Origin of the sequence: Plantibacter lichenum (genome assembly GCF_050587525.1) — a bacterium.
Taxonomy (GTDB): Bacteria; Actinomycetota; Actinomycetes; order Actinomycetales; family Microbacteriaceae; genus Plantibacter.
On the sequence record NZ_JBOBFT010000007.1, the window covers coordinates 13,230 to 38,197 of the forward strand.

Annotated in this window: 23 protein-coding genes and 1 tRNA gene; 11 read left to right on the plus strand and 13 right to left on the minus strand. The window is 67.5% G+C overall.

Features of this window, described 5'->3' with window-relative positions; translation table 11 throughout:
- The first annotated feature begins 85 nt into the window (after nt 1-85).
- From ACQ3HB_RS10790 to ACQ3HB_RS10815, 6 genes are all read left to right on the plus strand, one after another.
- Nucleotides 86-361 (plus strand): multidrug ABC transporter ATPase, encoded by a 276-nt coding sequence (locus ACQ3HB_RS10790; protein WP_430920057.1) that lies wholly within the window; start codon nt 86-88, stop codon nt 359-361.
- 5 nt (nt 362-366) lie between these two features.
- Nucleotides 367-2,232 carry a helicase-associated domain-containing protein gene (locus tag ACQ3HB_RS10795; RefSeq protein WP_430920058.1) on the plus strand — a complete coding sequence of 622 codons (1,866 nt, stop codon included), beginning with the start codon at nt 367-369 and terminating at the stop codon, nt 2,230-2,232.
- Between the two features lie 95 nt (nt 2,233-2,327).
- Nucleotides 2,328-3,971: a DNA repair helicase XPB gene (locus ACQ3HB_RS10800; RefSeq protein WP_430920059.1), complete on the plus strand. Its 1,644-nt coding sequence runs from the start codon at nt 2,328-2,330 to the stop codon at nt 3,969-3,971.
- A 77-nt stretch (nt 3,972-4,048) separates the two neighbouring features.
- A complete protein-coding gene (locus tag ACQ3HB_RS10805; protein ID WP_422779934.1) occupies nt 4,049-4,738 on the plus strand; it encodes a response regulator transcription factor in 690 nt (229 codons plus the stop codon).
- A 10-nt stretch (nt 4,739-4,748) separates the two neighbouring features.
- Nucleotides 4,749-6,455, plus strand: a complete 1,707-nt coding sequence (locus ACQ3HB_RS10810; RefSeq protein ID WP_430920061.1) for a sensor histidine kinase — start codon at nt 4,749-4,751, stop codon at nt 6,453-6,455.
- 151 nt (nt 6,456-6,606) lie between these two features.
- Nucleotides 6,607-6,897, plus strand: coding sequence for a WXG100 family type VII secretion target (locus tag ACQ3HB_RS10815; RefSeq protein ID WP_430920062.1), 291 nt, complete (start codon nt 6,607-6,609; stop codon nt 6,895-6,897).
- A gap of 216 nt (nt 6,898-7,113) precedes the next feature.
- Here the strand turns inward: ACQ3HB_RS10815 and ACQ3HB_RS10820 are convergent, their stop codons facing one another.
- The 6 genes from ACQ3HB_RS10820 to ACQ3HB_RS10845 all read right to left on the minus strand — a co-directional run bounded on the left by ACQ3HB_RS10820 (nt 7,114) and on the right by ACQ3HB_RS10845 (nt 12,913).
- Nucleotides 7,114-8,187 (minus strand): hypothetical protein, encoded by a 1,074-nt coding sequence (locus ACQ3HB_RS10820; RefSeq protein ID WP_430920063.1) that lies wholly within the window; start codon nt 8,185-8,187, stop codon nt 7,114-7,116.
- 122 nt (nt 8,188-8,309) lie between these two features.
- Entirely contained in the window at nt 8,310-9,221 is a 912-nt protein-coding gene (locus tag ACQ3HB_RS10825) for a hypothetical protein (protein WP_430920064.1), read from the minus strand.
- Nucleotides 9,222-9,627: 406 nt separating this feature from the next.
- A complete protein-coding gene (groL, locus tag ACQ3HB_RS10830) occupies nt 9,628-11,247 on the minus strand; it encodes a chaperonin GroEL (protein ID WP_430920065.1) in 1,620 nt (539 codons plus the stop codon).
- A gap of 280 nt (nt 11,248-11,527) precedes the next feature.
- Nucleotides 11,528-11,731: a cold-shock protein gene (locus tag ACQ3HB_RS10835; RefSeq protein ID WP_064296568.1), complete on the minus strand. Its 204-nt coding sequence runs from the start codon at nt 11,729-11,731 to the stop codon at nt 11,528-11,530.
- A 278-nt stretch (nt 11,732-12,009) separates the two neighbouring features.
- Complete coding sequence (locus tag ACQ3HB_RS10840) at nt 12,010-12,585, minus strand: LytR C-terminal domain-containing protein (RefSeq protein WP_430920066.1); 576 nt, start codon at nt 12,583-12,585, stop codon at nt 12,010-12,012.
- Nucleotides 12,586-12,613: 28 nt separating this feature from the next.
- Nucleotides 12,614-12,913: a DUF3263 domain-containing protein gene (locus tag ACQ3HB_RS10845; RefSeq protein ID WP_430920067.1), complete on the minus strand. Its 300-nt coding sequence runs from the start codon at nt 12,911-12,913 to the stop codon at nt 12,614-12,616.
- A gap of 187 nt (nt 12,914-13,100) precedes the next feature.
- Here ACQ3HB_RS10845 and msrB point away from each other — a divergent pair, with 187 nt between their 5' ends.
- Complete coding sequence (msrB, locus tag ACQ3HB_RS10850) at nt 13,101-13,511, plus strand: peptide-methionine (R)-S-oxide reductase MsrB (RefSeq protein WP_430920068.1); 411 nt, start codon at nt 13,101-13,103, stop codon at nt 13,509-13,511.
- Nucleotides 13,512-13,514: 3 nt separating this feature from the next.
- Nucleotides 13,515-14,051, plus strand: coding sequence for a nitroreductase family protein (locus ACQ3HB_RS10855; RefSeq protein WP_430920069.1), 537 nt, complete (start codon nt 13,515-13,517; stop codon nt 14,049-14,051).
- A 28-nt stretch (nt 14,052-14,079) separates the two neighbouring features.
- Here ACQ3HB_RS10855 and ACQ3HB_RS10860 read toward each other — a convergent pair whose 3' ends face one another.
- From ACQ3HB_RS10860 to ACQ3HB_RS10870, 3 genes are all read right to left on the minus strand, one after another.
- Nucleotides 14,080-15,042, minus strand: coding sequence for a DMT family transporter (locus tag ACQ3HB_RS10860; protein ID WP_430920070.1), 963 nt, complete (start codon nt 15,040-15,042; stop codon nt 14,080-14,082).
- Between the two features lie 3 nt (nt 15,043-15,045).
- Nucleotides 15,046-15,118: transfer RNA gene (locus ACQ3HB_RS10865), tRNA-Thr, on the minus strand.
- Between the two features lie 93 nt (nt 15,119-15,211).
- On the minus strand, nt 15,212-16,177 hold the full coding sequence (locus ACQ3HB_RS10870) for a DsbA family protein (RefSeq protein WP_430920071.1): 966 nt from the start codon (nt 16,175-16,177) through the stop codon (nt 15,212-15,214).
- A 311-nt stretch (nt 16,178-16,488) separates the two neighbouring features.
- On the opposite strand from ACQ3HB_RS10870, the gene ACQ3HB_RS10875 reads away from it, so the two are divergent.
- Nucleotides 16,489-17,598 carry an ABC transporter ATP-binding protein gene (locus ACQ3HB_RS10875; RefSeq protein WP_430920072.1) on the plus strand — a complete coding sequence of 370 codons (1,110 nt, stop codon included), beginning with the start codon at nt 16,489-16,491 and terminating at the stop codon, nt 17,596-17,598.
- A 71-nt stretch (nt 17,599-17,669) separates the two neighbouring features.
- Nucleotides 17,670-18,956, plus strand: coding sequence for a DUF4032 domain-containing protein (locus ACQ3HB_RS10880; RefSeq protein ID WP_430920073.1), 1,287 nt, complete (start codon nt 17,670-17,672; stop codon nt 18,954-18,956).
- 201 nt (nt 18,957-19,157) lie between these two features.
- On the opposite strand, the gene rlmB is transcribed toward ACQ3HB_RS10880, so the two are convergent.
- Both rlmB and cysS read right to left on the minus strand, forming a co-directional pair.
- Nucleotides 19,158-20,198 (minus strand): 23S rRNA (guanosine(2251)-2'-O)-methyltransferase RlmB, encoded by a 1,041-nt coding sequence (gene rlmB / locus ACQ3HB_RS10885; protein WP_430920074.1) that lies wholly within the window; start codon nt 20,196-20,198, stop codon nt 19,158-19,160.
- On the minus strand, nt 20,188-21,645 hold the full coding sequence (gene cysS / locus ACQ3HB_RS10890) for a cysteine--tRNA ligase (protein WP_430920075.1): 1,458 nt from the start codon (nt 21,643-21,645) through the stop codon (nt 20,188-20,190). The genes rlmB and cysS overlap by 11 nt, the downstream gene beginning before the upstream one ends.
- 109 nt (nt 21,646-21,754) lie before the next feature.
- Between cysS and ACQ3HB_RS10895 the strand changes: the two genes are divergently transcribed.
- A complete protein-coding gene (locus ACQ3HB_RS10895; RefSeq protein ID WP_430920076.1) occupies nt 21,755-22,942 on the plus strand; it encodes a winged helix DNA-binding domain-containing protein in 1,188 nt (395 codons plus the stop codon).
- A gap of 88 nt (nt 22,943-23,030) precedes the next feature.
- Here ACQ3HB_RS10895 and ispD read toward each other — a convergent pair whose 3' ends face one another.
- Together ispD and ACQ3HB_RS10905 are read right to left on the minus strand one after the other, a co-directional pair.
- Nucleotides 23,031-24,245, minus strand: coding sequence for a 2-C-methyl-D-erythritol 4-phosphate cytidylyltransferase (gene ispD / locus ACQ3HB_RS10900; RefSeq protein WP_430920077.1), 1,215 nt, complete (start codon nt 24,243-24,245; stop codon nt 23,031-23,033).
- 76 nt (nt 24,246-24,321) lie between these two features.
- A complete protein-coding gene (locus ACQ3HB_RS10905) occupies nt 24,322-24,804 on the minus strand; it encodes a CarD family transcriptional regulator (RefSeq protein ID WP_430920078.1) in 483 nt (160 codons plus the stop codon).
- Between the last annotated feature and the right edge of the window lie 164 nt (nt 24,805-24,968).

Sequence of the window (24,968 nt, forward strand, 5' to 3'; positions counted from 1 at the left end):
GAAACGTAGCAGTAAGCAACATCTGTCGGCCAGACTTCGCCGCCACTCGTTCGCGCGCCGACTCGCCTGCCGTATCCTGGGAGTTGTGACTGAGGAGAATACGCCGAGCATCTCGCGGCCTGAACGAGTCCTGGCCTACATGGTCATGGCGATCGTCGTCGTGTCGATCGCCGCGTTCGTCGCGGTCATGATCGGCACCGCGACCGGCCTGCAGCAGGCGGACTTCGGGACCGGGGTATGGCCGATCGTGACGATCCTCCCGCTCATCGGCCTGCCGATCGCCTTCGCACTGGTCATCGCATTGATGATCGTCGGTGCGGTCAGACGCTCGCGCGAGTCCCGCGGATCGTCGTCGCACTGAACGCCATGAGCGACGCCTTCGCGATGGCGCACCGGCTCCGGGAGGTGCCGGACGATGCGCTCCGCGAACTGCTGCGCGCACGCCGCACCCCACCGGCACGGATCGGCGACTTCTTCGACCTGGCCGAATCACTCCTCGACGATGCGAGCGTCGGCCGAGCCCTGACGAGCCAGGACCGCGACACCCTCGCCGCTCTGGCCGCCACCACTCGCGGCGCGGACACCGTCGCCTCGATCGCGAGCGCGACCGGCCGCTCGATCGATGTGGTGCGCACCGCCCTCCGCGCTGCCGAACGCCTCTTCCTCGCGACCATCGACGACTCCGATGACTCCGATGACTCCGGCGCCCACGCACGGGTGTCCGTCGTCGCCGCAGTCGCGAAGGTCTTCGCATCCTGGCCGACTCAGAAACTGCCAACGGTCGACGAGCTCATCGCACCGCCCGCGCCGGACTTCCACCGACCCGGGCCGCTCGATCCGGCGTCAGCCGACCGGGTGAGCGCCGAACGCGCGACGCTCGGCGTCGGCGTCCTCGGCGAGAGTCTCCACGAGCTCGGCAGGGATCCCGCCCGCCAGCTCGGCCGTGGAGCGCCGTCGATGCCGGATCTGAAGCGCATGGCGGCCGCCGCGAACTCGACCGTCGACCAGGTCGAACTCATCCTCGGCACCGCCGCCCAGGCGGGACTCACGCTCGTCCTCGGCGGCTACATCCGGGTGAGCGAAGCCGGCGAGGAGTGGCTCGCATCGACGCTGCCGGCCCGATGGCGGTTCCTCGCCGAAGCGTGGCTTCAGACCGTCCCGGAGACTTTCCGCGACCGTGCCGTCGATGCGTATCGCAGCGGGTCGACCGACCTCTCCGCGGAACTCGCCTGGTGGTATCCGGCGGGTGGGGAAACACTGCGCACGGCCGTCGAGACGGTTCGGACCGCCGGAGAACTCCTCGGCGTGAGTGTGGAGGGAACCACCAGCACCCCGGGCAAGCTGCTCCTCGAGGGCGACGTCGTCGGCTCCGAGCAGGCCCTGGCGGCGCTCCTGCCACCCGAGGTGGACCAGGTGGTGCTCCAGGACGACCTGACCGTCATCGCCCTCGGCCCTCCCGAGGCGACGCTCGACCGACGCCTGCGGCTGATGGCGGATCCGGAGGGTCGGGCCCAAGCATCCCGCTATCGGTTCACCTCGACGAGCGTCTCTCGAGCCCTCGCTGCAGGAGAGACCGCGGAGTCGCTCCTGGCCTTCCTCGCCTCCGTGTCGCTCACGGGGATCCCGCAGCCGCTCTCCTACCTCGTCACCGAATCGGAGCAGCGCTTCGGCCGGGTCCGCGTCGGGACGATCGGGGCCGTCGGCGACGGCTCGGTCGAAGCGGGTCGCGTGTCCTACGTCCGATCCGACGATGCCGGCGTGATCGGCGCCGTCAGCGTCGATCAGAGCCTCGCCCCGCTCGGCCTCCGCCACACCGACGAGCACCGGCTCACGAGCCGCCTCCCACCGGAGACCGTCTACTGGGCGCTCCACGACGCGAAGTACCCGGTGGTCGCGGAGGACGAGCACGGCGAACCGCTCCAGGTGAAGCGCCAGCCGCCCGCCCGCCGGGCCGATGTCGAGCCCGCAGCCCCAGAACCGGACCTCGTCGCCCGTCTGCGCGCAGGGGACGCCGGCGACACGAGCAGGGCCTGGCTCACGAAGCAGCTGGAGATCGCGGTGCGGGACCACACGCCCGTGACCGTCTCGGTCGTCTTCGGCGAGCGCCAGGCGACGTACACGATCGAACCGACGAGCTTGTCCGCGGGTCGACTCCGCGGTCTCGACCGGTCCGCGGACGTCGAACGCACCCTGCCGCTGTCCACGATCACCGAGGTGCTCGCTGCCGTCTGACAACCGGGGTCGAACACCGGTTCCGTCGCCGACTCCCGGGGGACCGGCATCGCTGAGGGACGTCATCTCCGATCCGCGGGGTAGAGTTGAGGGCTATGTCTGACGGCCCACTGATCGTCCAAAGCGACCGCACCGTGTTGCTCGAGGTCGCGCACGCCCTGGCGGAAGACGCCAGGCACGACCTGTCGGTGTTCGCCGAGCTCGAACGCGCTCCAGAACACATCCACACGTACCGGATCACGCGTCTCGGTCTGTGGAACGCGCGTGCCGCCGGCCACGACGCCGACTCGATGATCGAGACCCTCGAGCGCTATTCGAAGTTCTCGATCCCCGCCTCCGTCACGGTCGACATGCGCGAGACGGTGAACCGGTACGGCCGTCTCGTCATCGAACGGAACGACGAGGGCGAGCTCATCCTCCGTTCGGACGATCGCCCCGTCCTCACCGAGGTCGCCGGCGCGAAGCGCATCGCCCCGCTCCTCATCGGCCACCCCTCCCCCGACTCGTTCCTCGTGGAGCCCTGGGCGAGAGGGCAGCTCAAGCAGGAGCTCGTGAAGCTCGGCTGGCCCGCGGAGGACCTCGCCGGGTACACGGCCGGCACCCCGCACCAGATCGACCTCGTGCAGGACGACTGGCAGCTCCGCGGCTACCAGCAGCAGGCGATCGACAACTTCTTCGCGGGCGGTTCCGGCGTCGTCGTCCTCCCCTGCGGCGCGGGCAAGACCCTCGTGGGCGCCGGTGCAATGGCGACTGCGAGCACGAACACGCTCATCCTCGTGACCAACACGGTCTCCGCCCGCCAGTGGCGCGACGAACTCCTGAAGCGCACGTCCCTCACGGAAGAGGAGATCGGCGAGTATTCGGGTCAGGTCAAAGAGGTCAAGCCCGTCACGATCGCGACCTATCAGATCCTCACGGCGAAGCGGAAGGGCGAGTACGCCCACCTCGCGCTCCTCGACGCGATGGACTGGGGTCTCGTCGTGTACGACGAAGTCCATCTCCTCCCGGCTCCCGTGTTCAAGCTCACAGCGGAGCTGCAGGCGAGGCGTCGCTTGGGCCTCACTGCCACGCTCATCCGTGAGGACGGGCGCGAGGGCGATGTCTTCTCGCTGATCGGCCCGAAGCGCTTCGACGCGCCGTGGAAGGAGATCGAAGCCCAAGGCTTCATCTCCCCCGCCGCCTGTTTCGAGGTGCGCGTTGACCTGCCGCAGAGCGATCGGCTCACCTACGCGGCTGCGGCGGACGACGAGCGGTACCGTCTCGCGGCGACCGCTCCGGCGAAGCTCGACGTCGTCAAGAGCCTCGTCGAGCGGCACCGCGGTGAGCGCATCCTCGTGATCGGTCAGTACCTCGACCAGATCGAGGAGCTCTCGGCAGCCCTCGGCGCTCCGCAGCTGACCGGCTCGACGCCCATCGACGAACGCGAACGCCTCTATCAGGCCTTCCGCGAGGGCTCGGAGGAGGTGCTCGTCGTCTCCAAGGTCGCGAACTTCTCCGTCGACCTCCCCGAGGCGACCGTCGCCATCCAGGTGTCCGGTTCCTTCGGCTCTCGTCAGGAAGAGGCCCAGCGTCTCGGTCGTCTGCTGCGTCCGAAGAAGTCGGGTCTCACCGCGAACTTCTACACGCTCGTCGCCAGAGACACGGTCGATCAGGAGTTCGCACAGAACCGCCAGCGGTTCCTCGCGGAACAGGGCTATAGCTACACGATCCTCGACGCGCACGCTCTCGCCGCCGTCTGACGCCCTGATCTTTCGTCCTGGTCGAGAATCCGCAGCACTCTCAGGAAAGTATCAAGCAACTCGCAGATACTAGTCTCATGACCGGACCCCGCATCCTCATCGTCGACGACGAACCCAACATCCGCGACCTCCTCACCACCAGCCTCCGCTTCGCCGGTTTCGCCGTGCGCGCGGTCGGCAACGGTGCAGCGGCCATCTCCGCCGTCCTCGAGGAGGAGCCGGACCTCATCATCCTCGACGTCATGCTCCCCGACATGAACGGCTTCGGCGTGACCAAGCGCCTCCGTGGCGCCGGGTACACCGCCCCCATCCTGTTCCTCACCGCGAAGGACGACACCGAGGACAAGATCACGGGCCTCACGGTCGGCGGCGACGACTACGTCACCAAGCCGTTCAGCCTCGACGAGATCGTCGCGCGCATCAAGGCCATCCTCCGCCGCACCATGCAGGCGGACGAGGACGCCGTGATTCGCACCGGCGAGCTCACGATGGACCAGGACACCCACGAGGTCCTCGTCGGCGACACCCCCATCGACCTCAGCCCCACCGAGTTCAAACTGCTGCGCTACCTCATGCTGAACCCGAACCGCGTGCTGTCGAAGGCCCAGATCCTCGACCACGTGTGGGAGTACGACTTCAACGGCGACGCCGGCATCGTGGAGAGCTACATCTCCTACCTGCGCCGGAAGCTGGACCAGTTCTCCACGGAGCCGCTCATCCAGACCAAGCGCGGCTTCGGCTACATGCTGAAGGCCGGGAAGGCGTAGCCACTCACGCATGACCGATTCCGTGTCCGCCTGGTGGACGAGTATTTCGCTGCGCACCAAGATCACCGGGGTGACCGTTCTCGTCCTCGCCTTCGGTCTGCTCGTCGCGGGCATGGGGACGACCCCGCTCCTCAAGGAAGTCCTCACGCAGCAGGCCAATGACCGGCTGTTGTCCGCCGCGAAGGGCCGAGTCATCGGCACCCTCGATTCGAGTGGCAACTTCACCGCTGATTCGTCGTCCACCGATGTGTTCGTCGCCGTGTACTCCCCCGCCGGGCCCGTGGCGGACCACACCTGGTCCGAGCGCGACCCATCGACGCTGCCCGCATTCCCGACGACGCTCACCACGCAGGATCTCGCCGTCAACGGTTCGAAGATCTACGACGTGACGAACGCCACCGGGACGATCGTGTACCACGCCATCGCCGTCCCGTACACGTTGAACATCGGCGAGACCGGGGCCGCGTTCCTGGCGATCTCGATGCAGAACACGGACAACACGATCGCCACGTACCTCACGATCTTCTTCGTGCTGGGCGTGCTCATCATCATCGTTGGAGCGCTGTTGACCCGATGGTTGGTCACGGGGACGCTCGAACCGCTCAGACGCGTCGAGCGCACCGCAGCGGCATTCGCCGATGGCGACTTCAGCCAGCGCGTCGCAGGGTCGACCCCGAACACCGAGGTCGGCAGATTGAGCCGATCCCTGAACACCATGCTCGCCCGCATCGATCGCGCGTACTCGGACCGCGGGAAGACGATCGAGCAGATGCGCACGTTCGTCGGCGACGCGAGTCACGAGCTCCGCACCCCGCTCGTCTCCGTACGCGGATACGCGGAGCTGTACCGGATGGGAGCCTTGCAGACGCCGGAGGACGTCGCTCAGGCGATGGAGCGTATCGAGAAGGAGGCGATCAGAATGGGCGCGCTCGTGGAGGACCTTCTCCAGCTCGCGCGCCTCGACGAGACCCGTCCTCTGAACCTCGCTCCGGTCGACCTGCTCCCCATCGCACGCGACGCCGCTCTCGACACGACGGCGCAGGCTCCGGGCCGCACGGTCCGGGTCGTTCTCGACGAGCCCCGTCCGGCGATCCTCGAGATCTCGGAGTCGACTCCGACGTCATCGTCGGCAGTGACTCCGCCCCCTTCATCGGACGACACCGCGACCTCTCAGCAGACCGCGCCGATCTCCTTCGCTGGAGCCGCATTCGCGCGCTTCCGGAAGCGTCCGAAGTCGCAGCAGCCGGAGACGCCGACAAACGCCCCTCCCGCGGTGACCGCTCCCATCTCGCTCTCCGTGCCTCCCATCGTGCTCGGTGAGGAGAACAAGGTCCGGCAGGTCGTGACGAACCTCATCGGCAACGCGCTGCGATTCACGCCGGCGGACAGCCCCATCGAGCTCGGCGTGGGTACGGACCTCCAGGCCGGCACCGCGACGATCTCCGTCATCGACCACGGTGAGGGCATCCCCCCGCAGATCCGCGAGAAGATCTTCCAGCGCTTCTGGCGTGCCGACAGCTCGCGGACTCGCGAGACGGGCGGCAGCGGTTTGGGGCTCGCGATCGTCTCGTCGATCGTTGCGGCACACGGCGGCCGCGTCGAGGTCACCGAGACTCCCGGTGGCGGCGCGACGTTCCGGGTCGTCTTCCCTCTGGCCCCGGTGGCGCCGGCAGCCCCCGCTCCTGCGGCTGCTGGAGACGCACCGCGCCTCAGCTGAGCCCCGCGAGACCGCCTCGTACCTCCTCCACAGCCGATCGTCTCGACCGGTTGTCCACAGATCCCCGATGCCACGGCATTGGGGATCTTGTCGTTCCTAGGCTGCTCAACAGGGATCACCCGATCCCGCGAATGAACGAACGGATCAGACGATGACGGTGTTTCAGGTGGACAGTGCTGCGGTCGCTTCGGCGAGCACGGCGGCGACGGCGACGATCGGTCAGGTGCAAGCAGATCTCGGGCGGCTCAGCGCCCAGCTGAGTGCGCTGCAGAGCGAATGGACGGGTGCTGCATCAGCTGCGTTCCAGGCGAAGGCCGAACAGTGGCGCACGACCCAACGCGTCGTGGAGGACAACCTGCTCGAGCTCGCCAGGGCCCTCGCAGCAGCGGGTGCCCAGTACGACGAGATCGAGCAGGCGAACGCCCGCATGTTCGCCGGGTGAGGCGCGGTGGCCGGAAGAGGAGACCGGCCGTGTCGACGCTGACACTGACACTGACACTGACGGAGTCTCGTTGGGCGACGGTGAACGGCCGTCGACGGTGCTGGGCCCGTCCGCCGCCTCTGTACGAGGCGAGGCCGATCACCAGTTCACGCCCAGCATGGTCGGCCGATCACCCGAGTCGAACCGATGGACGGGGCCCACCCGAGTATGCGAGTGTCAGCCGAGCAGCGAGACAACGGCGCGCTTCGCGTACGCCGCGGCGCGCTCGCTGAGCTGCTCAGCGGTGCCGTCGTTCTCTTCCGAGCTCGGGTTGCTCGCAGTGACGGACAGCCAGTGTCCAGCGACGGCGACCTGTGCGGTGCAGCTTCGAATGGGGAGCTCAACGCACTCGACGAACGCGGACTTCGCTCCCAGCCCGTCGATGTCCAGCTCTTCGATCGATGCGTGTGTCTTCATCTTCGCCTCGAACAGACGCTCGTACGCCCAACGACCTCCAGGAAGGACCGCCATCAGACCCGCAGTGTTGTCACTGTCCGGGTGCGCGAACAGGCATTCGGCCACACCGAAGTCGGCGATGGCGACACCACGAGGCCACAAACCCTTGTGTGGGACACTCGAATACCCGAGTTCCACACCGAACAGCGAGCTGAGCTCGGACGCCGGCACGTAGTCCTCGCAGCTCGCCGGAAGCGAAGCGTCACCTGGGACTGTTCCCTCCCAGTCATATCGCGGAGAGCTGGCGGTCGGCAGGAGGGCTGCTCGGATGGCGTCGAGGAACGGTGTCGCGGCTTCCACAGCCTCCGCATCGCTCGTCGGCTCGTTGTCGCCCACGCCCTGCATCAGCAGGTACGCCCAGCTGTCGCCGATGAGCACGTCGATACTGCACACGTTCCGGGTCCGACCATCACCTGCGAAGCAGGTGAGCTCGGGTTCAGCGCCCGACCGTTCCTGCGCCGCATCCCATGCGGAGCGTGCGCCGGGGAGCACGGTGAGGGCCGCCCACCGCCCCGATCCGTCTGCATCCTGGTTCCATCCGTCGAGAGGAACACCGTTGCTCCACCAGCAGTTCAGGCCGCCTACCGACGTCGTCGCCCAGGCCTGAGGAGAATCGTCCGCTCGCTGCGTAAACGGTGGAACCGCTGTCGCCGACGAGGAGAGCGCGGAGGCCACGACCTCTTGCGGCACAAGATTCTCGCAGTCGACGCCGAAGGAATTGACGGGCGCCGTCGGCTCGGCGGCAGCGACAGGGGTCGACGTCGCGCTCTTCGTCGGTGCCGCCGTCGGCGCCACCTCGGTGGGTGTGCATGCAGTCAGCAGCAGGGAGAGAGCGGCGACAATAGCCGCCGAGCGAATCGTCTTGATGTCTTGCCGCTTCCTTCTTGCACGTATGGCGAGCGACTGATGCATCGGCGTCATCCTCGTGCCGCCATCGCGGCGGCCAGAGCCTGAAGCCTGGTCGCAGCATCGGGCCCATCGCTTGCAGTGGTCCCCATGCTGAGCTCGACCCACGTGCCGTGCAGGTTCATGTCGAGTGTCGCGTTGTTCGGCGTCAAGGCCGGACGACGGAGGAACGCGCTGTCCGCGGGCAGTCCCGGCACCTCGATGATCTCCACGTCGTCGGACGAGGTCGCCGCGCTCCACGACGCCGCGAACGCGCCGCCGGCACCCGGCACCGTCACGATGCTGCCGCTTCGACCTCCGCCCTCGCGCGCGATGCCGCAGACGAGCCCCTTCGCCGCCTCGACGGATCCGTAGGGGATGTTGGTGCTCCGGTAGCTGTACCCGACGGTGAAGCTCGCACCTGGAAGCGACAACGAGTCCGCGATCGTCGTCAAGGAGACGAGTCCATCACACGTCGTCGGCCACGCGGACGATTCGGCGGGCCAGTCGGGAGCAGCCGCGGGCGCGAACGTGTTGGCAGCGGCGGTCACGGCGTCGAACACGCCCTGAGCGCTCTCGGAGACACCGTTCGCCGGGTCTCCCGTACCGATGACCTCCGCATCGACCCAGTAGTCGTTGATGACGTCCTCAGAGAAACAGATTCCCCAGTCGCAACCTGTTCGCGCGGGCTCCTTCGTGGATTCCAGCGCGGCGCTGATGCTCGCCTGGATCGCGCTGGCGTGGGGCACGATCGTCACGGCCACGCCATACCAGGCATCGCCGTCCCCGGAGTTCGGGTCCTGGTTCCCGTCGGGATTCATCGCTCCCCAAACGCACTCGAGCGAACCCGAGTTGGTGATCGCGGCTTTCCACAGTCCAGCGCGACCGGCTGCTTCAGGATGCTCGGAGCCGAACACGAGTGGAGTTCCGAAGACGCCGTCCACCGTCTCCTGCGAAAGCAGAGCATCGCAGCTCGTGGGGACAAGCGGCTCCGGCCAACTCACCGGAGTCGCCGTCGGAGTCACACTCACACTTGGGACGGCCGAGGGCGACCCGGCAGGCGGTCCCCCGGTCGAACAGCCGGTCAGTGTCACGACGATTGCGGCGACCAGCGCCAATCCCCCACGCGTTCTCATGACGCAATCCTATGGATGAGTCGTGCGTCCAATTTACCAGTCGCGTAACGGTTCAGAGACGATCGGCCTCGCGCATTCCCTCATCGGCATACACCATGAGGGCTACCCCTGATGCGTCTCCGCTACGCGGCCATCAGCCGTATGCGTAGCCCCGCGAACAGCGAACGGGCGCCTCCCAGAAGGGAGACGCCCGTTGCGTGTGGAACTGGTCGGACTAGAAGTCCATGCCACCGGTGGGGTCGCCGGCCGGAGCCGGGTTCTTCTCCGGCTTGTCGGCGACGACGGCCTCGGTGGTGAGGAACAGGCCAGCGATCGACGCTGCGTTGAGCAGCGCGGAGCGGGTGACCTTCACCGGGTCGTTGATGCCGGCAGCGAGCATGTCGACGTACTCGCCGGTCGCGGCGTTGAGGCCGTGTCCGACGGGCAGGTTGCGGACCTTGTCTGCAACCACGCCGGGCTCGAGGCCTGCGTTCAGAGCGATCTGCTTGAGCGGTGCGTCGATGGCGACCTTGACGATGTTCGCGCCGGTTGCCTCGTCGCCCGTGAGCTCGAGCTTCTCGAACGCGGTCTTGCCAGCCTGGATGAGCGCAACGCCACCACCGGCGACGATGCCCTCTTCGACGGCAGCCTTCGCGTTGCGGACGGCGTCCTCGATGCGGTGCTTGCGCTCCTTGAGCTCGACCTCCGTAGCGGCGCCGGCCTTGATGACTGCAACACCACCGGCGAGCTTGGCGAGGCGCTCCTGGAGCTTCTCACGGTCGTAGTCGCTGTCCGTGTTCTCGATCTCCTTGCGGATCTGCGAGACGCGACCGGCGATGGCGTCAGCGTCGCCTGCACCTTCGACGATGGTGGTTTCGTCCTTGGTGATGACGACCTTGCGTGCACGGCCGAGCAGGTCGAGCGTGACGGTCTCGAGCTTGAGGCCGACCTCCTCGGAGATGACCTGGCCACCGGTGAGGATGGCGATGTCCTGCAGCTGAGCCTTGCGGCGGTCGCCGAAGCCGGGAGCCTTGACGGCGACCGACTTGAAGATGCCACGGATCTTGTTGACGACGAGGGTGGCGAGTGCTTCGCCATCGACGTCCTCAGCGATGATGAGGAGCTGCTTGCCGGACTGGATGACCTGGTCGACGATGGGGAGCAGGTCCTTGATCGCCGAGATCTTCTGGTTGGCGATGAGGATGTAGGGGTCCTCGAAGACGGCTTCCTGGCGGTCGGGGTCGGTCACGAAGTACTGCGACAGGTAACCCTTGTCGAAGCGCATGCCCTCGGTGAGCTCGAGCTCGGTGCCGAAGGTGTTCGACTCCTCGACGGTGACGACGCCTTCCTTGCCGACCTTGTCGATCGCCTCGGCGATGATCTCGCCGATGGTGGTGTCGCCGGCGGAGATGGAAGCGGTCGCTGCGATCTCCTCCTTGGTCTCCACCTCCTTTGCGTTGGCGATGAGCTCGACGGTCACTGCTGCGACTGCCTTCTCGATGCCGCGCTTGAGGCTGATGGGGTCTGCGCCGGCTGCGACGTTGCGCAGGCCTTCACGGACGAGTGCCTGAGCCAGGACGGTGGCGGTGGTGGTGCCGTCGCCCGCGACGTCGTCGGTCTTCTTGGCGACCTCCTTGACCAGCTCAGCGCCGATCTTCTCGTACGGGTCGTCGAGTTCGATCTCCTTGGCGATGGAAACGCCGTCGTTGGTGATCGTGGGGGCGCCCCACTTCTTCTCGAGGACAACGTTGCGACCGCGCGGTCCAAGGGTGACCTTGACCGTGTCAGCAAGAATGTTCAGTCCACGCTCGAGGCCGCGTCGGGCCTCCTCGTCGAAAGCGATGATCTTAGCCATGTGTGTTTTTCGTCCCTCCCGGACGTCATGAACGTTGTTAGCACTCAGAGAGATCGAGTGCTAAGACGATTCTGGCACTCTGGGTGTGGGAGTGCAAGTGAGGAGGGACGCCCGGAGCGAACTCCCGGGAAGCGTTCCGCACGGCCCCGCGGGGAGGCTCGAGAACCGACTCCGGGAACCGACTCCGGGAACGGCTCTGGCAGACCGCCCCGGAAACACGACATCGCCGCCCACGTCGTGGACGGCGATGTGCGGAGACACTTCCGCGTTCGTTGATGCTCTAGGCCAGGCGGACGCCTTCGGCCTGTGGCCCCTTCGCACCGGTTCCGACCTCGAAGACGACCGCCTGGCCTTCCTCGAGGGACTTGTAGCCGCTCATATCGATGGCGGAGTAGTGGACGAACACGTCCTGGCCCCCTCCATCGACAGTGATAAAGCCGAAGCCTTTCTCAGCGTTGAACCACTTCACGGTTCCATTCGCCATGTTCTTACTCCCATTGCTGCGTGCTCACGGCGTCGGCTGGTGCTGACACCGGGCCTGCCGCGCGGTGCGGCGGTCACGCTTCCGTCACCGTTCCGAGTTGTCCGGAGCCGGGGCGAGACGAGCGGCCAATTCCAGATACTAATGGCGTACAGCCCGCTGATCCAGGGACATTCGGGGTTTTGTCCCGGAGTATTACGACATCTCAACACACGTGAAACACCGCGGAAACACGTTGCATCGGATCAGGAGGGTGTCCGACCGCATCGACGGCTCGGAGATCAGCCCGCTGGCGTGTAGTCCGCACCGAGGACGACGACGATCCGCAGGAGCGGCGTTTCGCCCTCTTCCGTCGGGATCGCGTACTGCTGGCTGAGTTCGATCTTCATGCCACCGAGCGCCGCGGACATGGCGCGCGCCGCGCCCTCCTGAGACGGGTCCTGGTAATAGATGCCGCTCTGGGCGACATCGCTCGTGCTCGCGTCGCTCGTGGAGATCGCCTGGGTGAATCCGGCGGCCGCGAGCGCTTCGGAGGCCTGACCGGCGAGTCCGGCGGTCTCCGTGCCGTTGAGGACGAGGATGTTGGCCTCGGTGTCGACGACGGGAGCCGCTTCGGTCGGCGTCGGGGTGGGCGTTTCGCTCTCGCTCGCACTGTTCGTCGGCTGCGGGAAGAAATCGACCTTGTTGTTGAGCGTGAACAGCGCAACCGTTCCGATGCCGACGAGCACGAGGACCGCGACGACCGCCCAGAGGAAGGCGATCCAGCCTCGACCCTTCGGCGCGGGTGCCCGGTGCGCGCCGACGCGCTTCAGGTCCGGGACGTCGTCGAAACGGTCGGGCGGGAAGGTCTCTGCCATGGCTTGGTCTCCAGGGGGTCGTCGGGCGTCACACGTCGCGGCGGGGAGCCGGGGTGCCGCGCGTCAGGCGGGCGTCGCGTGTGCGCTGCAGTCTCTTGAACAGCATGGGGTTGTGGACGAGCGCGAGGGGCGAGTCGATGAGCGCTCCGAGCAGCTGGTAGTAGCGCGCCGGGGACAGCTGGAACCGGTCGCGGATCGCCGCTTCCTTGGCCCCGACGTGCTGCATCCAGTGGGTCTCGAACTCGAGGATCGCGAGGTCTCGTTCCGTCAGCTCCGGAGCGGTCGGGCCGGATCCGTCCGGGGCGTCGACGTGCGATGCCTGGTGCATGATCCTCCTCACGTGTCCTGGCTGGGTCACACCATCCTATTTGGCGCTTGCTGACAGCTCCGCATCGTGTTCGGTGGGCCGTCGACACGGTCGGTGTGCTCGGGAAGGTTCGGAGCCCCTCAGACGTTGGACAATGGGGTGGGCTCCATGCCCGCCCGCATAGGATGACCATGAGGAATGGAGCAGTATGACGTACGAAGTTTCGAAGTCCGAAGAGGAGTGGCGCGAGGAACTCGGGCCAGAGCAGTACGCGGTGCTCCGTGAAGCCGCGACCGAGCGCCCGTGGACCGGCGAGCTCCTCGACGAGGGTCGTGCAGGCCTCTACACCTGTGCGGCGTGCAACGCCGAACTCTTCAAGAGCGGCACCAAGTTCGACTCCGGTTGCGGGTGGCCGAGCTTCTACGAGTCCGTCCGTCCCGAGGCCGTTCAGCTCATCGAGGACAACACGCTCGGCATGGTGCGCACCGAGGTCCGTTGCGCGAACTGCGGCTCGCACCTCGGCCACGTGTTCGACGACGGGTTCGGCACGCCGACCGGCGACCGGTACTGCATGAACTCGATCGCCCTGAACTTCCAGGCCGCAGAGCAGGCCGAGTAGTCCATGACCGAACTCTTCGAGGCGGTGAGCCATCGGCGATCCTGGTCGAAGGTCACGGACGACGCTCCCACCCGCGACGAGCTGCTGCACCTCATCGGTGCAGCAGGTCGTGTGGCGGATCACAGTTCCATGCGCCCGTGGCGGATCATCGCGCTGCGCGGTGACGACCGGGTGAAGCTGGGCCGCGCCATCGCCAAGGCCTCCGGAGACAAGGGCGTGTCGACGAAACCGATGCGCGCGCCGCTGCTCCTCGCAGTCGTCGCGACGATCAAGCCGAGCGAGAAGGTCCCCGCGTGGGAGCAGGAGGCCGTGGCATCGGGTGTCGCACACGTGCTCAGCCTGTTGCTCGACGACGCCGGTTGGGGCGTCCTGTGGCGCACCGGCACGTACACGCGGTCCAAGCCCATCCGCAAGGCGCACGGCCTCGCGAAGAACGAGGAACTGCTCGGTTGGCTCTACGTCGGCGGCAAGCCTCCGACAGCTCGGATCGGTCGCCGGAAGGCCGTCAACGCCAAGGCTCACCTGAGCCGCATGCCGTAAGTCGCTCCGGCCGGCGGCGGATCGTCCTTCAGCTCGCTGCTGCAGGGCCCTTCCGGCGCCGGATGGACGCGATCGCGACCGCCACGAACGCGAGCATCGTGCCGATGATCGTGGTCGTGTGCACTCCTCCACCGTCGCCGGGGAGGAACAGGTCGAGGGCGAGGGCGCTGAGCGTCTGGCCGGCGACCGTGCCGAGTCCGAGGATCAGCACGCCCGTGTGCTCCACGAGGTAGGCGGCCACGGCGATGAAGACGCACCCGATGGGACCGCCGAGATAGAGCCACGGCTCCGTCGGGAAGGCATCGGGCGGGCCGACGATCGCGATGTGCACCACGGCAGCGATCCCCAGGGCGATGGTGCCGACGACGAAGTTGATCGCGGTCGCGGCGAGTGTGCTCTGGGCGCGGACCCGCACCCGGCCGTTGACGGCCTGCTGCCAGGAGACGCCGAGCCCGGCGATGAGCGGGAGCACGAGCATCCAGAGCGGGATGTCGCCGCCGAATTCGCCCGAGACTGCGAGACCGACGGCCACGAGAGCGATCGCGGCGCCGATGACGCGTGGCGCCGTGAGGTACACGCGTCCTCCCGGGCCGAAGCCGACGCGGTCGAGCAGGAGGCCGCTCGTCGTCTGCCCGGCTACGACGGCGACCGTGAAGAGCGCGACGCCGAGCGCCGCTGCCGTGAGCCCCTGCGACAGGACGAGGAACGCGCCGGCCGTGCCGCCGAGGACCGACCACCACGGCAGTTCGTGCGCCCGGACGGCGTGCACGACGGTGCGGATGCCGGTGCGGCCGACCTTCGACACGCCGAGTGCGACGAGGAGGACGACGAGCCCTCCCCCGAAGGAGATCGCCGCTGCAAGGAAGCCGTCGTCGAGCCGCGCTCCGAGCTGGCCGTTGATCCTCGCCTGGACGGCGATGAGGGCTCCGCTCCCGATAGCGATGAGGAGGGCGAGCCAAGCGGGGAAGGTACTGCGATGTTCGTGATTCATATGAGCCGACGACGGGACTTGAACCCGTAACCTACGCTTTACAAGAGCGTTGCGCTACCAATTGCGCCACGTCGGCGAGACCGCTCAAGCATATCGGGTGCATCGCCATGACGCAGAACCGGCCGCCTCCCGAAGGAGACGGCCGGCAGCACACGATCGATTCGGGCGATCAGCCGTTGACAGGCGATTCGCTCTGCGTCGCCGTGGGAGTCGGAGTCGGTGCATCGGTCGACGTCGGCTCGCTCGAGACGGCGAGGATGAACGCTGCGAACTGCTCCGGGTCGGTGAGCGATCCGGTGTACTGCTTGCCGTTCACGAGGATCGTCGGCGTGCCGTCGACCTTCTTGACGTCGGTGTCGGGCAGGGGGCCGCTGCGCGCACGGTTCGTGGCGTCCTTGACCCACGACTTGTACGTGCCCTCGTCGATGCAGGTGTTGATCTTCGACACGCTCCCGGAGACGACGCCCTTGGCGATGTCCTTGATCTGCGCATCCGTCAGACCCTCGGTGTTCTCCGCCGGTTGCTTCTCGAACATCGCCGTGTTGAAGGCGAAGAAGTCGTTCGGCGAGTTCTCGACGACGCACGCGGCGGCGTTCGACGCGCGCAGTGAGTACTGCGTGCCGAGCGAGGCGTTCGTGAGCGTCGCGAGCGGGTGCACCGTGTAGGTGGCCGCGCCGGCGTTCAGCCAACCGGCGATCTGCTTGGCGTTCGTGGTCTCGAACTGCTTGCAGTAGGGGCAGAGGTAGTCCTGGTAGACGCGGATGTCCACGTTCTGCGGGCCGGGCGTCGCGCCATCGGTGGGGGTGGCGGACGGTTCCTCCGGCGTCTCGGCGCTGGCAGAGGGGGACGGCGTGGTGTCGGTCTGCACAGCGCCGACGACCTTCAGGTCCTGACCGACCGTGAACCCGTCGTTCTGAGCGGCCGTGGGGACAGGGCCGTCCGGCTTGATCGAGGAGACGATGATGACCGCCACGACCGCCACGATCGCGAGTGCGCCGACGATGATGCCGCCCTGGAGCAGGAACCGGTTGCGACGCTCGCGTTTGCGCTGCTGCTCGCGCAGCACCCGCGCTTTCTCGCGTGCCGCATCACGGCGTTCGTTCTTGGATGGGCGGCTTGATCCGGCGCCAGACATTGATCCTCGTTTCGGGGGGTCGTAGGACGCGAGATCGACGCGCCAAACATGTCGATGGTAGTGCGGTTCTCTGGGAGAGCGCCAAACCAGGCAGTGAGATCGCTGAATGATCGCGACATCCGTGGCAACATTCGCTGCGACACGCTCCGGCTCGTCTCTCCCGGAATCCGCTTGGTCCACCTCCCGAAATTCGCCTGGAGATCTCAGTCGGGCATGGCATACTGGATCCGCGCACGCGACACTGTCGACGCGTTCGCGTCCATTCACAACGGATCGTCCGGCACGTACCTGCCGGTGAAGGAGAAACAATCATGGCGTCAGTGACGTTCGATAACGCAACCCGTGTCTACCCGGGCGGCACCCGTCCCGCAGTGGACAAGCTCAACCTCGAGGTCGCCGATGGCGAGTTCCTCGTTCTCGTCGGCCCGTCCGGCTGTGGCAAGTCCACCTCCCTCCGCATGCTCGCCGGCCTCGAAGAGGTCAACGACGGCCACATCTTCATCGGCGACCGCGACGTGACCGACGTTCCGCCGAAGGACCGCGACATCGCCATGGTGTTCCAGAACTACGCGCTGTACCCCCACATGACCGTCGCTGAGAACATGGGCTTCGCGCTCAAGATCGCCGGCGTCGGCAAGGAAGAGCGCGCCACCCGCGTGCTCGAGGCCGCTCGCCTCCTCGACCTCGAGGACTACCTGACCCGCAAGCCGAAGGCCCTCTCCGGTGGTCAGCGTCAGCGCGTCGCCATGGGTCGCGCCATCGTGCGTCAGCCCCAGGTCTTCCTCATGGACGAGCCGCTGTCGAACCTCGACGCCAAGCTCCGCGTCCAGACCCGTACGCAGATCGCTTCACTGCAGCGTCGTCTCGGCGTCACCACGGTCTACGTCACGCACGACCAGACTGAGGCCCTCACCATGGGTGACCGCATCGCCGTGCTCAAGGACGGCCTCCTCCAGCAGGTCGGCACCCCGCGCGACCTGTACGAGAAGCCCGAGAACGTGTTCGTCGCCGGCTTCATCGGCAGCCCGGCCATGAACCTCTTCCAGGGCGAGGTCGCCGACGGCGGCGTCAAGCTGGGCGGCTACATCATCCCCGTCGAGCGCGAGATCGTCGCAGAGGCACCGTCGAAGCACGTCACGGTCGGCGTCCGCCCCGAGGACATCAGCGTCTCGAGCGTCGCCGGTTCCGGCATCGAAGTGACCGTCGACCTCGTCGAGGAGCTCGGCGCCGACGGTTACCTCTACGGCCACACCGAGGTCGGCGGCAAGCGCACCGACATCGTGGCCCGCGTCGACGGCCGCAACCACGCGCACATCGGCGACACGGTCTTCCTGGCCCCCACGTCGAACCACGTGCACGCGTTCGACTCGGAGTCGGGCGAGCGCCTCGGCAACAAGCCGGTCGTGTCCTCCTCCCACTAAGGTCCATCACTGTGGTCGAGCGGTCGTTTCCCGACTGCTCGGCCACAGTCGTTTAAGGAGCACATCGCTCAATGTCCGGCGCACTCAACATCACCGCGGCCACCGTCGATCCGGCCCTGCTCGATCTCCCGTGGCAGTTGCCACTCGATCAGTGGCCCAACGAGACCATCGCATCGCTGCCCAAGGGCATTTCACGGCACCTCGTCCGCTTCGCGAACCTCTCCGGGTACGTCATCGCCGTCAAGGAGACCACGACGGAGATGGCGAAGGGCGAGTACGACATGCTGCGCACCCTGCAGCGTCTCGACATCCCGTGCGTCGACCCGCTCGCGGTCATCACGAACCGGTCGGACAAGAAGGGGCGTGAGCTGCCGAGCGTGCTCGTCACGAGGCACTTGAAGTTCTCGCTCCCCTACCGCGCACTCTTCCAGGGCACGCTGCGTCCCGACACCGCCACGCGGCTCGTCGACGCCCTCGCGGTGCTCCTCGTGCGCCTGCACATGATCGGCTTCTTCTGGGGCGACGTCTCGCTCTCCAACACGCTCTTCCGCCGTGACGCCGGTGCATTCGCCGCATACCTCGTCGATGCGGAGACCGGCAAGCTGTACGAAGGCGGGCTGTCGAACGGTCAGCGCGAGAACGATCTGGAGATCGCCCGCGTCAACATCGCCGGTGAACTCCTCGACCTCGAAGCCGGCGGCCGCGTGGACGCCGAGCTCGACCCGGTGACCGTGAGCAACGGGATCGTGGCCGCGTACCGTTCCCTGTGGAAGGAGCTCACGGGCTCCGAGTCCTTCGACGCCTCGGAGCGTTGGCGGATCACGGAACGCGTGGCCAGGCTCAACGATCTCGGCTTCGACATCGAGGAACTCGCCATCAAGACGACCGATGAGGGCTCGACGGTCCGCATCCAGCCGAAGGTCGTCGACGCCGGTCACCACCAGCGTCGCCTGCTGCGGCTCACGGGTCTCGACGCCGGCGAGAACCAGGCCAGGCGCCTCCTCAACGACCTGGACGCGTACTCGGCGTCATTCGGCAAGGACAGCTTCGACGAGGAGCGGGCCGCGCACGAGTGGCTCATCCGAGTCTTCGAACCGGTCGTCAAGGCGATCCCCCGCGAATTGCGCGGCAAGCTCGAGCCCGCGGAGATCTTCCACCAGCTGCTCGACCACCGCTGGTACCTCGCTCAGGAGGAGTCGCGCGACATCCCCCTCGCCGAGGCCGTGGGGTCCTACATCAACACGGTGCTGCGGCACCGTCGCGACGAGGCGACGATCATCGCCCCTCCGACCGAGAACATCACGCTCCCGATCGGCACGATCACGACCGGCCCTGTCGACTGGCGGGATCTGGTCTAGGAAGCTGCCCTCACGCACTTCGACAGGCTCAGTGACCGGACCGACAGGCCCCATACTTCGACAGGCTCAGTGACCGGACCGACAGGCCCAGAGACCGGACCGACAGGCCAGTGGCTGGATAGACAGGCCCCATACTTCGACAGGCTCAGTGACCGGACAACCGGTCCCTGAGCCTGTCGAAGGGGTGCTGCGTTCCTACTGCTACTTCTTCTTCACGCGCTTCGTGAGCGTGCCCTCGCCACGACGGCGGGCGATCTCGTACAGCGTGACGCTCGCGGCGATGCCGGCGTTGAGCGACTCGGTCGCCTGCGAGATCGGGATGGACACGACGGCGTCGCACGTCTCGGTGACGAGACGCGAGAGGCCCTTGCCCTCGCTGCCGACGACGACCAGGATCGGTCCGTCCGCGAGCTCGAGACCGGGCAGGGAGACGTCGCCATCGCCATCGAGGCCGATGACGAAGACGCCGCGCTCCTTGAACGCCTTGAGGGTCTGCGTGAGGTTCGTCGCCATGGCCACGGGCGTGCGTGCCGCGGCTCCCGCCGACGTCTTCCAGGCGGAAGCCGTGAGGCCGACGCTGCGACGCTGGGGCAGGATGACGCCGTGTCCGCCGAACGCGGCCGTGGAACGGATGATCGCTCCGAGGTTACGCGGGTCGGTGATGCCGTCGAGGGCGATGAACAGGGGCGTCTGGCCCTTGGACAGCACCTGGTCGAGCAGCTCGATCGGGTGCGCGTACTCGTACGGCGGCACCTTGAGCGCGACGCCCTGGTGCACGGAGTCGAAGCCGGCCATGCGGTCGAGCTCCGGCCGCATGACCTCGAGCACGGGGATGCCCCGGCGCGTGGCGAGCGTCATGATCTCTTTGACGCGGTCGTCCATCTCGATGCGGGTCGCGAGGTACAGCGTGGTCGCGGGAATCTTCGCGCGGAGCGCTTCGAGCACCGAGTTGCGACCCGTCACCACCTCCGACTCGTCGCCAGCCTTGGGCTTGCGCGCGCCACCGGCACCGGAGCCCTGACGGCCCGCGACCTTCGGCTTGGACGCGGCATGGGGGCCCGCTGCAGCGGCGTACCGCTCCTGAGCGGCCTTGCGCTTGCCGGCTGGGTGCCAGGCACGGTCTTCGGCCTTGGGGGTCGGCCCGCGACCCTCGAGCGCCTTGCGGCCGAGGCCGCCGGTGCCCTTGAGCGGGCCCTTCTTGTTCTTCTTCATGCCGCCGGGGCGGCCTGCACTATTCGCCACTTAAACTCCAATGTGCTCCGGACGGTGTGTCTTCGATGGTAATGCCGGCCTCCGTGAGTTCGGCGCGGATCCGGTCGGCCGCGGCGAAGTCTTTGGAGGCCCTGGCGTCTGCCCGGTCCGTGAGCAAGCGCTCCACGAGCGCAGACAGCGCGCCGTGGGCAGTCGACGATCCCGCGTCCGACCACAGGGGGTCGAGCGGGTTGATGCCGAGGATGTGGGTCATGCTGACGACGGCGAGCGCGGCGACGGATGCGCCTGCTTCGTCATCGGCGTCGAGGGCTGCATTGCCCACGCGGACGGTGTCGTGGACGGACGCGAGGGCACGCGGCACGTTGAGGTCGTCGTCCATCGCGATCGTGAATGCTTCCGGCAGGGCGCTGTCGATCGATCGGGCCGCCTCGATGGACTCCGCGGGAAGGAGACCGGTGCGGACGGCGCGGTCGAGGAAGCCCTCGATGCGACCGAGCGCGGCTTCCGCTTCGACGAGGACGCCTTCGTGGTAGTCGAGCGTGGAGCGGTACTGCGCGGCGCCCAGGTAGTAGCGCACGACGAGCGGGCGGGCTGAGCCGAGGAGGTCGGCGGCGAACACGGAGTTGCCGAGCGACTTCGACATCTTCTGTCCGCCGACGGCGACGAGGCCGTTGTGCAGCCAGTAGGTGGCGAACGGGTCGCCTGCCGCGGTCGACTGCGCGAGCTCATTCTCGTGGTGCGGGAATCGGAGGTCGAGGCCGCCCCCGTGGATGTCGAACGCGGAGCCCAGGTAGGAGGTGGCCATGGCGGAGCACTCGATGTGCCAGCCGGGGCGGCCGACGCCCCAAGCGGAGTCCCACTGGGCCGAGACGGGCTCGTCCGCCTTCGCGCCCTTCCAGAGGGCGAAGTCGCGGGGGTCCCGCTTGCCACGTGGATCGGAGTCGGTCGCGGCTTCCATGTTGTCGGCCTGCTGACGGGTCAGTTCGCCGTAGCGCGGCCACGAGGCGGTGTCGAAGTAGACGTCGCCGGAGCCGTCCGGAGCCGGGTACGCGTGTCCGCGCTCGATCAACCGTTCGATGATGCGCTGCATCGCCGTGATGTTCGCGGTCGCTCGCGGTTCGTAGGTGGGTGGGAGGATCCCGAGAGCGCGGTAGGCGTTGGTGAACTCGAGCTCGTAGCGGTAGGCGAGCGCCCACCACTCCTCGCCTTCGAGCGCGAAGCCGCCTTCGACGCCTGCTGCCGCGTTGATGAGGATCTTGTCGTCGATGTCCGTCACGTTGCGCACGAGGGTGACGCGGTAGCCGCTGCGCGTCAGCCAGCGACGGAGCTGGTCGTAGACGAGGGCGCTCCGCAGGTGCCCGATGTGGGGCGACGACTGCACGGTGGGTCCACAAACGTAGATCCCGGCTTCGTTCGGTCGAAGCGGCACGAAGTCGCGCAATTCCTGCGCTTTCGAGTCAGAGAGTCGGAGAGCCACCCCATGAGTTTAGTCGGAGGCTCACGGCACAATGGTTTCCATGACGAGAGGCGGAGTCGACCAGGTTCACGCTTCGCCCCCGCGCGGGTCGTCGGAGGAGGGCGATTCCATGACGGTCAGCCGTGTCGGTCCGGCCCGAGCACAACGTGAGACCACAGCGATGCTCCGGTCACGGCTGCTCGCGCACGGCCTCGTCGGCGAACGACTGAGAACTCCTGCGGAGGTCGTCGGTCGGCTCCTCGCCGTCCAGGCGCAGGACTTCGCCTCGGGCCTCTGGGCTGTGGGCGTCCGCGCCCAGGGCTCGACCGTCGCCTCGGTCTCGGCCGCCCTCGACTCCGGTGAGGTTGTCAGGACCTGGCCGATGCGCGGCACCCTCCACCTCGTTCCCGCGGAGGACGCGGGGTGGATGGTGGGGGTTGCGGCCTCCCGCGTGCTCTCGGGGATGGCGGGACGGCATCGGCAGCTCGAACTCGACCAGGCGGACTTCGACACCGCCCGCGGCGTCGCCGAACGGCTCCTCGGCGGCGGAGGCAGGGCCACGCGCGACGAGTTCATGGCAGCGCTCCAGAACGCGGGCATCCACACGACCGGCCAGCGCGGTCCGCACCTGATCGCAACGCTCGCGATGACGAGCCTCGTGTGCTGGGGACCCACCGCGACCACGACGACCACCCAGCAGCAGTCGCTCGTGCTCACCGAGGAGTGGATCACGTCCCCTCGCTCCCTCGACCCCGACGAAGCACTCGGCGAGTTCGTCTTCCGCTACCTCGACGGCCACGGACCCGCCACTGTGAAGGACTTCGTCTGGTGGTCGAAGCTCACGGTCGCGCAGGCGAAGCGCGGCTGGGCCGTGGTGCAGGACCGGCTCGTCGAGCAGATCGTCGGCGGCGTCTCGACCTGGACCACCACACGAGCAGCGGCGGCCGACGAAGCGGCCAAGGCTTCCGGCGCCGTCGGAATCCCCCGCGTCCTCGCCCTCCCCGGCTTCGACGAGTACCTCCTGGGATACACCAACCGCGATCCGGTCCTCCCGCCCGAACACGCCTCCCAGATCGTCCCGGGCGGCAACGGCGTGTTCCTGCCCCTCATCACGGTCGACGGTCGCATCGTCGGCACGTGGCGGCGACGGGTCGCGAAGGACCGCGTCACGATCACGCCCGTGCCGTTCGCGCCGCTCTCCGGTCGTGCGCGCACCGGATTCGCAACGGCGGCCAAGGGCTACGCGAGGTTCCTCGGCCTCGATGCGGTGCTCGCCGAGGCGGAGGTTCTGGAAGAGACGGTATTGGGCGACGCCTGAGGTACTGGGCGACGCCTGAGGTACTGGGCGACGCCTGAGGTACTGGGCGACGCCTGAGCCCGCGGCCCGCTGCTTCCGCCGCCTGTACTCAGACCGCGCGGACGAGCGCCGTCGCGACGGCCGTCACGCCTTCGCCGCGACCGGTGAAGCCGAGGGCGTCCGAGGTCGTCGCGGCGACGCTCACCGGCGCGCCGACGAGACCGCTCAGGAGCGCTTCCGCCTCCGCACGACGGCTTGAGAATCTTGGCTTGTTGCCCACGAGCTGCACGGCGACGTTGATCGGCGCGAAGCCGGCGTCGGCCAGACGGGTGATGCAGGCGCGGAGGAAGACGTCGCCGTGGGCGCCGGCGAACTCCGGGTCCGCGGTGCCGAAGACCGTTCCGATGTCGCCGAGCCCGGCGGCCGACAGCAACGCGTCGACGATCGCGTGCGCGACCGGATCGCCGTCGCTGTGCCCGGAGAGACCAGGCTGGTCCGGCCAGGAGAGTCCTGCGAGCCAGAGGGGCGCGTCATCGGCGAACGCGTGGACGTCGATGCCGATGCCGGTCCGGATGTCGAACAGCGCGCTCCTGGGCGCACGCGTCTCGATGGCTTCTGGCGCCGCGCGCTTCGCGACGACCTGTTCGGCCCGCTCAGCATCCCACGGCGTGGTGATCTTGAACGCGGTGGCTTCGCCGGCGACCGTCGCCACCTGGTGCCCCGCCGCGGCGTACAGCGCCGCGTCGTCCGTGTACTCGCGATCGGCCCTGCGGTACGCCTCGACGAGCGATGCTCTCGGGAAGCCCTGCGGGGTCTGCACCGCGGCGAGCGCGGACCGGTCGACGGTCTCTTGCACGAGCCCCTCGGCATCCACGCGCTTGATCGTGTCCGCGACGGCGAGCCCGGGCACGGCGCCCCAACCCGTGCTGCGGACGAAGGCCACGACGGCGTCGAAGAGCGTCGACGGCGTCAATGCACGGGCCGCGTCGTGCACGAGCACGGTCTCGACCGACGGCCACAGGGCTGCGAGTCCCCGTGAGACCGACTCCTGCCTGCTGTCGCCGCCTGCAACGACGCTGACGTAGTCGAGTGCCCGACCGGCGGCTCCTCGCGCGATCGTCTGCGCTTCACCGACGCGATCGGCCGGCACGACGAGGACCACCTGAGCGGGCTCGGCCATGCCGAACACACCGTCGAGCGATGTCTCGAGGATCGTGCTCGAGCCGAGCCCGACGAACGCTTTCGCGATGCCGGCGCCGAGGCGGGTTCCGCTTCCGGCCGCCACGACGATGACACCGACGGTTGGTTCAGGCAACTCGCTCATGGTCAGAGCCTAGCTGTGGTTCACGCAGCCGCTCAGGACGCGAAGCGCAGCAACTCAGGACGCGAGGCGCAGCGACTCAGGACGCCAGGACCTCGTCGAGCACGGTCGAGGCGCTCTCCTCATCGGTCTTCTCAGCGAGGGCCAGCTCGGAGATCAGGATCTGACGGGCTTTCGCGAGCATGCGCTTCTCGCCGGCCGAGAGTCCCTTCTCCTGATCGCGGCGCCACAGGTCGCGAACGACTTCGGACACCTTGATGACGTCGCCGGAGGCGAGCTTCTCGAGATTGGCCTTGTACCGCCTGGACCAGTTGGTGGGCTCTTCCGTGAACGGTGCGCGGAGCACTTCGAACACGTGGTCGAGGCCGTCGCGGCCGATGACGTCCCGGACGCCGACCAGATCGACGTTCTCGGCGGGAACCTCGATCACGAGGTCGCCTTGGGTGACGCGGAGCTTCAGGTACAGCTTCTCTTCACCCTTGATGATTCGGGTCTTGACCTCGGTGATGGTCGCTGCCCCGTGATGCGGGTAGACGACGGTTTCTCCAACTTCAAACAGCATTGAATGGATCCCTTCAGCGCCTACTAGAATACCACACCGCCCCTTTTCGGAGCCGGGCGGGACGCGCATCGTCGGCGGTCGCGGGGACGCCCGCACGAACTGGGGGCCAGCCGTGGGATACACTCGAAACGCATCCCGGGTGAGCGGCACTCGTCACGCCCGGG